General features: G+C 74.2%; 6 protein-coding genes and 1 pseudogene. 3 read left to right on the forward strand and 4 right to left on the reverse strand.

What is annotated here, in order from left to right:
* Nucleotides 1–181: 181 nt before the first annotated feature.
* Both M0P34_RS10665 and M0P34_RS10670 read right to left on the reverse strand, forming a co-directional pair.
* The gene (locus tag M0P34_RS10665) at nucleotides 182–2,050 is read right to left on the reverse strand and encodes a glycosyltransferase family 39 protein (RefSeq protein ID WP_291498900.1); all 1,869 of its coding nucleotides are present in this window, start codon (nucleotides 2,048–2,050) and stop codon (nucleotides 182–184) included.
* Nucleotides 2,043–2,675, reverse strand: a complete 633-nt coding sequence (locus M0P34_RS10670) for a phosphatase PAP2 family protein (protein ID WP_291498901.1) — start codon at nucleotides 2,673–2,675, stop codon at nucleotides 2,043–2,045. The genes M0P34_RS10665 and M0P34_RS10670 overlap by 8 nt, the downstream gene beginning before the upstream one ends.
* Nucleotides 2,676–2,820: 145 nt before the next feature.
* Here M0P34_RS10670 and M0P34_RS10675 point away from each other — a divergent pair, with 145 nt between their 5' ends.
* A complete protein-coding gene (locus M0P34_RS10675; RefSeq protein ID WP_291498902.1) occupies nucleotides 2,821–3,303 on the forward strand; it encodes a 3D domain-containing protein in 483 nt (160 codons plus the stop codon).
* Here the strand turns inward: M0P34_RS10675 and M0P34_RS10680 are convergent.
* Together M0P34_RS10680 and M0P34_RS10685 are read right to left on the reverse strand one after the other, a co-directional pair.
* Entirely contained in the window at nucleotides 3,300–3,707 is a 408-nt protein-coding gene (locus M0P34_RS10680; protein WP_291498903.1) for a hypothetical protein, read from the reverse strand. The two genes, M0P34_RS10675 and M0P34_RS10680, sit on opposite strands and share 4 nt — an antisense overlap.
* Nucleotides 3,708–3,803: 96 nt before the next feature.
* On the reverse strand, nucleotides 3,804–5,582 hold the full coding sequence (locus M0P34_RS10685; RefSeq protein WP_291498904.1) for a 6-hydroxymethylpterin diphosphokinase MptE-like protein: 1,779 nt from the start codon (nucleotides 5,580–5,582) through the stop codon (nucleotides 3,804–3,806).
* 157 nt (nucleotides 5,583–5,739) lie between these two features.
* Between M0P34_RS10685 and M0P34_RS10690 the strand changes: the two genes are divergently transcribed.
* Together M0P34_RS10690 and M0P34_RS10695 are read left to right on the forward strand one after the other, a co-directional pair.
* A complete protein-coding gene (locus M0P34_RS10690) occupies nucleotides 5,740–8,061 on the forward strand; it encodes a cysteine synthase (protein ID WP_291498905.1) in 2,322 nt (773 codons plus the stop codon).
* A gap of 166 nt (nucleotides 8,062–8,227) precedes the next feature.
* Nucleotides 8,228–8,848: pseudogene (locus M0P34_RS10695) on the forward strand (hypothetical protein); the annotation flags it as partial.

The following is an 8,848-nucleotide window of genomic DNA, read 5'->3' on the forward strand; positions in this document are numbered from 1 at the left end:
CAGGGCCTGGCGCCGGTGCAGCAGCTGCGGGCCGCTCAGGGCCGCCGCCCGGGAGCGGTCGTCCCGGGCGTCGCCCGCGGCGCAGGCGGCCATGAGCAGGGCGGCGGCGCACAGGCCCAGGGCCAGGGCGGCCAGGGCGGGCGCGTGGCGCGGGGGGCGGGGCATGGCGTCTCCTGCGGCCTCAGGGGGCCGTGGCGTTGCCGGTGGCGGGGGCGTCCGCCTCCGGGGTGGCCAGGGGCGCGGCCTGCGCCCCGGCTGCGGGCGGGATCGCGTCGTCCCCGACGGCGGTGGCGTTGCCTTCGCTGGCGGCCCCGGGGAGCTCCCGGGCCCCGGGGGCGGCGTCCGCCTCCGGCGCGGCCCCGGGCGCGGGCTGCGCCTCCATCCCGGGCCCGGCCCCGGGCCCTCCGGGGGCCACGGCGTCCTGCACGGCCAGGACATAGGGCCGGTCCACGATCCACTGCTCGTGTACCAGGTGCAGCGAGGCCGGGCGGTGGGTCCACTGGTCCCAGTGGCGGCGCTGCATGCCGACCACGACCCTGGGCTCGGCGGCCAGCACGGCGCCGATGCGTTCCAGGTCCTGGGTTTCCTCCACATCGTGGCCGCTGTAGTAGGTATAGACGCCGGAGTAGATCTTGTAGGCCACGGGGGTGTAGCCCTCGTCGGCGTATTCGCCCATGAGCCCGGCCTGGGCCCTGGGGCTCATGACCGCGTCCAGGGAGGGCAGGGTGACCAGCACCAGGGGCTGGACCCAGGCCGTGACGGCCAGCGCGGCCACCAGCAGCCCGGAGGCGGGCCCCAGCCCGCGCGCGGCCCACCACATGAGGGCCGCGGCCAGGGCCGAGGCCAGGGCCATCCACCACAGCCCGGCCACCTCGAAGTCGGGCCAGGGGTGGAGCATGTTGCCCAGGGGCAGGGCCACGGCCAGCACGGCGAACAGGCCGCACAAAAGCAGCCACAGCCGCCGGGTGCGCCGCTGGTCGAGCCCGGCCAGGGCCTTGGCCGTGAGCACGGCCAGGGCCGGGAACAGCGGCAGCAGGTAGACGATGATTTTCGTGGACAGGGCCGAGAGCAGCACGAAGCCGGTCAGGGCCATGCTCCACAGGTAGGCCGTGCCCCGGCCCTCCTCGGCGCGGCGGCCCTGCCACAGGCCGCGCCAGAACCCGGCGCGGGCCAGCAGGCCCAGGGGCAGGGCGGGCAGGACCAGGGTCCAGGGCAGCCACGCGGCGGGCAGGGTGGCCAGGTAGTGCCAGAAGGGCTGCTCGTGGTGCGAGGCGTTCACCGCGCGGCGGTAGATCTGCTTGTAGAAGATGTCTTCCACCAGCTCGCGCTCGCCGCCCAGCCAGGCCGCCAGCACCCAGGCGCCCAGCAGCCCCAGGCACAGCCCCAGGCCCACGGCCACGTCGCGCCGCAGCAGGCGGCGCAGGTTGCCCGTCCAGGCCAGGTAGCCCAGGCTGGCCGCCAGGGGCAGGGCCAGGCCCAGGGGCCCCTTGGTCAGGGTCGCCACCCCGGCGAGCAGGAAGCCCGCCACGGCCCAGCCCGTGGCCCGCTCGCGGCTCCAGGCCCGGAACAGGCAGACGTGGGCGGCGGTGATCAGCGCGGCGAAGAGCAGGTCCATGCGCGAGTAATGCGCCAGGCCGATGAAGTAGAAGCACGACACCAGCACCAGCCCCGCCCCCAGGGACGCCTCGCGTCCGGCGCGGGCCACCATGCGCGACAGGGCCAGGGTCGCCGTGAGCAGCAGCAGGGCCGACAGGGCCGCACCGGCCATGAACAGCGCGGGGGTGGCCGCCTTGTAAACGGGCAGCAGCGTGGCCAGGAACCAGAAGTAGACCGGCGGTTTGTCCGGGTAGGGCACGCCGTTCAGGTACATGACCAGCCACTTGCCGCCGTGGACCACGTTCTCGAACACGTTGGCGTAGCGGATCTCGTCGGAGAACCACAGGGCGCGCGAATCCAGGGCCGGGAGGGTCTGGGCGGCCAACAGGGCCGCGGGCAGCAGCAGCGGCGCCCAGGCCACCAGCCGGAACAGGCGCGAGAGGAATCTATCCATGGCCGGGGGAACCCTCCTTGGATGTGCCGAAGGTGTAGGCCGCGAAGCCCGAAAGGGCGCCGAACATCCAGCCGAAGAGCACGTCGCTCGGGTAATGCTGGAGCAGATAGACGCGCGACAGGCCCATGAGCGCCACGAAAAGCCCCAGGGCCAGGGCCCAGCGCGCCCGGCCCAGCCACAGGGCCAGGGCCAGGCACGAGCCGGTGATCTCCGCCGTGTGCCCGGAGGGCAGGGAGTGGAAGGCCGGGTTCAGGGTCAGGGGCTGGTGCAGCAGGGTGAAGGCGTCGGGCCGGGGGCGGCCCAGGGCCATCTTGGTCAGGTGCAGCAACACGAGGCAGATGACCACCTGGGCCAGGACATAGGCCACGACGAAACGCAGGGGCCGCCGGTCGCGCCTGCGCCAGCCCCTTGCCAGCAGCGCCAGGAAGGGCAGGTACATGAGCTGGTTGCCCCAGTCGGTGAACAGGCGCACGGCCTGTTGCAGGGCGGGGTGCGCGTTCTTGTGCTCGCGCATGGCCGCCGCGATCTGGCCCTCGGAGCCCCAAATGCCCAGGACCAGGGCCAAAAGGCCCAGCAGGGGGAGGGACACCAGGAGGAATTGTCCGGCCAGGGCGTTCGCGCGCATGGGGCGTCTATAGGATATCGATACCAGCGTGGCAAGCGCGGCGCCGGGGCCCCGGCGGCGGGCCGAAAAACGGGGCTGCCTTCCGGCCCGCCGGGGTGTATGCTGCCCCAGCGGGGACGTGCGCCTGCCGCCCCGGGGAGGACCGATGACCAGAAGCGTACTGGCCGCGGCGCTGCTCGCGGCGGCCCTCGGGGGGCCGTGGGCCGCGCCGGAACCCTGCGCGGCGGGCTCGGCGGCGGCCGGGGCGCGCGCCGAGGGCCAGCCCCGGCCTGCGGCCGCCCGCAGCGTGGAATGCATGACCCGCGCCCGGCCCGGGGCCCCGGCGCCGGTGTCGGCCTCGGTGTCGGCCTACAGCGCCGAGGAGACCGGGGGCAGGCCCACGGCCACGGGCCGCGCCCCGCGCCCGGGCATCGTGGCAGTCTCGCCGGACCTGTACGCCGCCGGGTGGACCTTCGGCCGCGAGATATGCGTGTCCGGCCACGGGGTCTTCGTCGTGGGCGATCTCATGGGGCCGGGGCGGGCCAGGGCCGTGGATATTTTCATGGATTCCCGCGCCCGGGCCCTGCGCTTCGGGCGGCGGACGCTGCCGGTGCGCCTGCTGCCCCCGGGGCCGCCGGGAGCGCCCTAGCTGCGGCGGCCCGCCCGGCGCGCCAGCACCTCGGCCATGCGCCGGTCGTGCTCGCGGACCTTGAGCCGGTGGCCGACCAGGACCCCCACGCAGACTCCCAGCAGGTTCAGGCCGATGCCCCCCAGGGACGGCTCGCCCCCGGGCACCAGCGCCTGGGCCACCTCCAGCGCCGCGCCGTAGAGGATCATGCCCCAGGCCCAGGTGAAGGCCGCGTCGCGCCCGAGAAAGACGCGCAGGGCCAGGGCCGACAGCCACATGTACGCCAGGGCCTGGAGCAGGGCGCCCGCCCCGGGCAGGGCCCGGACCCCGGCCGCGGCTTCGGGCCAGGGCAGCAGGGTTGCGGCGGCCACGGCGGCCAGGGAGGCGATCCAGATGGCGAAAAGGACGGGACGGATGGTGCGCATGGGCCGATGCTACCCCTTCGGCCCCCGGGGAGCAAGGCCGGGCGCCCCTCGGGCGGCCCGGGCCGCCGCAATGCCGGGCCGCCCGGGGGCCCGGGCTCAGGCCGCCCGGACCGGGGCGTCGGCGCCAAGGGCGCGGTCGACTTCGCGGACCTTGGCCAGGGCGCGCTCCAGGATGCGCCGCACCTGGGGGAACTCGCCCTGGGCGTGGGCGGCGCTCAGGCGTGCCAGCCCGGCCAGGTCCATGATCTCGTTGTAGAGATAGGGCGTGTACAGCGGGTCCTGCTTGAGGAACAGCAGGACCTGCTCCAGGGTCTGGCGGATGTCGTCCTGGCGGGCGCCGGCCTTGCCGTAGAGCCTGCCCAGGCGCTTTTGCACCGCGCGCAGGGACGCGCCCCACTGCCGGGCCCGGGGCTCGAACACCGGCACGGGCCGGGGCCTGCCCGCGCGGCGCAGGGCGGCCTGGAAGCGCTCCAGGGCCCCGGGTTGCGACCGCAGCAGCCCGCGCGCGGCCACCTCGTCCGGGCCGACCACCTCGGCGCCCTCCAGGGGGACGCCCCCGCCGTAGACGTTGTACACCGGGATGCCCAGCCGGGCGATGTCCGCCTCCATGTCGCGCTGGGCCGAAATGTAGGACAGGGTGGAGATGATCTCCCCGCCCTCCATGTTGCGCAGGCGGATGTGGCGCTGCGGGTCGAAGGCGCGCACGGGGAGCTGGGCGTGGTGCCCGGCCACATGGGAGCGCTCGCCGGACCAGGCGAAGTCCTGCCCCGCCAGGGTCACCCGCGAGGCGCCGCACCAGGCCAGCAGGCGCAGGAGCGCCACGCTTACGTTGCCGCCCGCGTCCAGCACGGGTTCGCGGTCGTGCATCAGGAAGGTCGCCAGCCCCCCCAGGGTCCACATGGGAATGGCCGGGCCGGGATAGCGGCGCACCACCTCGGGCTGCACCTTGGTGGAATAGATGAACGGGATGGACGCCGCCCAGTCGTGGTCCAGGCGCTCGAAGACCTGGACGATGCCCGGGCTGTAGTCGATGGCCATGCACAGGTCCGGGGTGATGCCCAGGGCCCTGGCTGCGGGCAGGGTCTGCAACGCGGTGACCGTGAGGGCCTCGCCTGCCAGGGGCGCCAGGCGCGGGCCCAGCTCCGCCAGGGACGGCCCCGCGCCCACCACCAGCCCGGCCAGCCCGGGGGCGGAGTCCCGCAGGGGGGCGATGCTGCCCCGGGCGAAGGCCGCGCGGAAGTTGCCGATCTCGTTGCCGACCATCACGTCCTGCATCTTGCGCAGGGTGTTCAGCTCGACGCTTACGTTTTCCAGGGTTTTCTGGACCAGGGCGACGGTGCGCGCGTATTCGGGGCCGAGTTGGCGGCTGGGCGTGTCGGGGCGCAGGTGCACGGCGCCGTGGATGAAGCGCAGGTCCTGGCGGCCCAGGGCCCGCCAGACGCTTTCGGCGTCGGGGGCCACGAATTCCAGGCGGCCCTGGTCGATGAACGGGCGGTAGTCGGTCATGCCCAGGCACAGGGCCAGCATCTCCGGGCGCGGCTCGACCATCAGCACGGCGTGCAGCGCGGGGTGCGTGGTCAGGACATGGTTCAGCCCGTAGCCCAGGTTGCAGCCGACAAGGACCGTGGCGCCGCGCGCGGCGCGCGGGTTCGGGGCCAGGGCCCAGGGCTTGTAGAACACCTGGGGCGGCACGGCGCCAAAAAGCGTGCCCCCGCCCGAGGGCAGGGCCAGGTCGCGCAGGCCGAAGGCGTTCACGCGCAGTTGATTTTCCAGGGCGTTCAGGTCAAGATTCCGCCCGCCGAGCCAGGCCGCGGCGGACTGGCCGCGACGGGTCATGGCTTCCAGGTTCGGACGCAGGAATTGCAGCAGTTCCATGCCGTGCTCCGGGCTGTGGTGGTGCCGTCGGCCGCGCCGGGGGGCGGGGCGTCGGACGGGATTCTGCAAGGACCTTGCCACCCGGTCCCGGGCCGCACCCCGGCCCGCCAGTCACCTGCCGCATGATTCCATTATTCTGGAATCAAAGGAAATAATCATGATCTACAAAAGCGTCCTCGATCTGTCCGGCAACACCCCGCTGGTGGAACTGGCGCGCATCGGGGCCGGGAACGGCGTCAGGATTTTGGCCAAGATCGAATCCGGCAACCCCGGCGGTTCCATCAAGGACCGCGTGGCCCTGGCCATGATCCGCGCTGCGGAGGCCAGCGGCGAGCTGACCCCGGACAAGACCGTCATCGAGGCCACCAGCGGCAACACGGGCATCGGCCTGGCCATGGTCTGCGCCGTGCGCGGCTATCGCCTGAAGCTGCTCATGCCCGACACGGCCTCCCAGGAGCGCAGGCGCATCATGCGCGCCTACGGCGCCGAGATCGTGCTCACCGAGGGCCGCCTGGGCACCGACGGCGCCATCGAGGAGGCCTACCGCCTGGCCCGCGAGGAGCCGGAGCGCCATGTGCTCATGGACCAGTTCAACAACCCGGCCAGCATCCAGGCCCACTACGAGGGCACGGGCCTGGAAATCTGGGAGCAGACCGGGGGCCGGGTGACCCATGTGGTGGTGGCCCTGGGCACCTCGGGCACGGTGATGGGCTGCGTCAAGCGGCTCAAGGAGTGCTCGCGCGGGGTGACCGTCGTGGCCGTGGAGCCCTATCCGCGCCACAAGATCCAGGGCCTGAAGAACATGCAGGAGTCCTACCCGCCGGGCATTTTCAACAAGCACCTGCTGGACCGCATCGTGCGCGTGGAGGACGAGGCTGCCTTTTCCATGTGCCGCAGGCTGGCCCGCGAGGAGGGCATCCTGGCGGGCATGAGCTCGGGCGCGGCCCTGGCCGGGGCGCTCAAGGTCGCCGCCGAGCTGCAGGACGGGCTGGTGGTGGTCATCTTCCCCGACGGCGGCGAGCGCTACCTGTCCACCCCGCTGTTCGCCCCGCCCGCCGAGCGCGGCCCGGTCCTGCGCAGCGCCGTGGGCGGGCAGACGCGGCTGGCGCCCCTGGGCCGGGCCATGAGCCTGTACACCCCGGGCCCCAGCCTCGACCGCTGGGACGATCCCGAGTTCTGGCGCCGCCTGGTGCTGCTGGACGTGCTGGCCCGGCGGCTGGAGGAGGACGGCGCCGGGGTCCGGCTGAGCGCCGGGCTGGCGGACATGGACGACCGGACCCTGGCCGGGGCCCGCGCCGCCGGGATGCCCCGGGCGGCCTTCGCCGCCGCCGTGCGCGAGGCCATGCTGGGCCGCGCGGCGGACCTCGGCCTGGCCGGGCGCGTGGAGCTGGCCCTGGCCGGGGAGCGCGCCCCGGCCTGCACGGCCCTGGCCGAGCGGCTGCTCTCGCGCGGGCTGGCCTACGAAAAGCTGCGCAGCGTCTATTTCGACGTGCTGCGCGACCAGGACTACGGGCGCATGGGCCAGATGGACATGGAGCACCTGTCCCTGGGCAAGACCGTGGACCTGGCCGACTACGTCAAGGCCAACCCCCAGGACTTCACGCTGCTCAAGCGGGCCACCCTCCAGGACATCAAGGAGGGCGAGTTCTGGCCCACGCGCTGGGGCAACGTGCGCCCGAGCTGGTTCATGCAGATGGCCGCGGCCGCCCTGGACGGCGGCGCCGGGCCGGATGTCTTCTGGGGCGGCGAGGCCCACCGTTTCCCGCACCTGGAGAACCTGCGGGCCATCTGGGCCGGCGGCGCCGAGTGCGCGCCCCGGGCCTGGGTGCTGTCCAAGCCCGTGGGCGGGCCCGAGAGCGGCGCCGAGGGCGGCATCGGCGAGGCCAGCCTGGGCGCCCTGCTGGAGGGCGGCGTCCCGGCGGCGGCCCTGCGCATGTGGCTGCTGTGCGTGAGCCACCACAAGCCCCTGGACTTCTCGCGGGCGACCCTGGACATGTGGGCCCGCAACCAGCGCACCGTGCAGGACCTGGCCGCGCTGCTGGCGGCCCGCCCCGGGAGCGCGCAGGGCGAGCCCGGCCCGGCCGTGGCCCAGCTTCTGGTGGAGGTCAAGGGCGCCCTGCGCGAGGCCCTGGACCACGACCTGGCCCTGTATGCCTTCTGGCCCGTGCTGCTGCGCTTCTGCCGCGAGGTCAAGAAGCTCCTGGCCGCCGGGCGGCTGACCCCCGCCGAGGCCGCCGCCTGCCGCGCCCGCCTGGACGAGCTGGACGCCCGGCTGGGCATCCTGGACCGCGCGGCCCTGCCCCTGGCTCCGGAGCACTGGCCCGCCGGGGCGGCGGAGCTGGTCGCCCGGCGCCAGGCCGCCCGCGCTGCGCGCGACTACGCCGAGGCCGACGCCCTGCGCGCCGCCCTCGCGGCCCTCGGCTACGCAGTGGAGGACGGCCCCGAGGGGCCCCGGCTCCACGCCGCCCCCCGGGCCTGAGGCGGCGCCGTCGCGTCCGCCGTCGTGGCGCGGCCCGGGGGGCGCCGGAATCTTCCCGGGGGGTGACGGTTTCGCGACGTTTTGCGCGGGATTTGCCATGAAAGGCTCTCGCGGGTATGGATGGCTGCGTGTAGACACCGCTACCTCGGATTCTCCTGGGGGATCCATGCGCAAGGACGGACCGCGCGACATCGTCGGGGCTGGCGGCCTGGCCACCGCCCTGAGGGAGCTTGAAGAGACCTTTCTCGCCGGGGACCTGGGGCCGGAGGAGTTCCTGCGCCGGGCCGAGGCGGAGTTGGCGCGCCTGCGGACGCTGTTGGACGTGCCGCGCCCGGCGGCCGCCGCGCCTGCGGAGGGCGAGCTGGACAGCTTCAAGCGGCGCCTTGCCGCCGAGCTGGCGGGCATCCGCAGCGCATACGCCGGGGGTGGCCCCCTGCCTGCGGCCCCCGGCGACGGGCCCGGCGCCCCGGAGCCCGACGCGCCCGGGGCGCGGCCCCTGGCGGATTCCGGCCCTGGTCCCGACCCGCAATATGTGCTTGTGCCCGAACCGGAGTATGAGCCCGCGCCCGAACCGGAGTATGAGCCCGAGCCGGATTACGAGCCGGAGCCCGAACCGGATTACGAGCCCGCGCCCGAACCCGCGCCGGAGCCCGAACCCGAACCTGAGCTGGACCATGAAACGGACCGCGAGGCCGGGCCCGGTCCGCGGCCCCTGCCGTCCCCGGGGTCCGGCCCCGGTCCGGACCCGCAGTATGTTCTTGTGCCCGAACCGGAATATGAACCGGAG

Source organism: Desulfocurvus sp. (genome assembly GCF_023230885.1).
Classification (GTDB): Bacteria; Desulfobacterota; Desulfovibrionia; order Desulfovibrionales; family Desulfovibrionaceae; genus Desulfocurvus.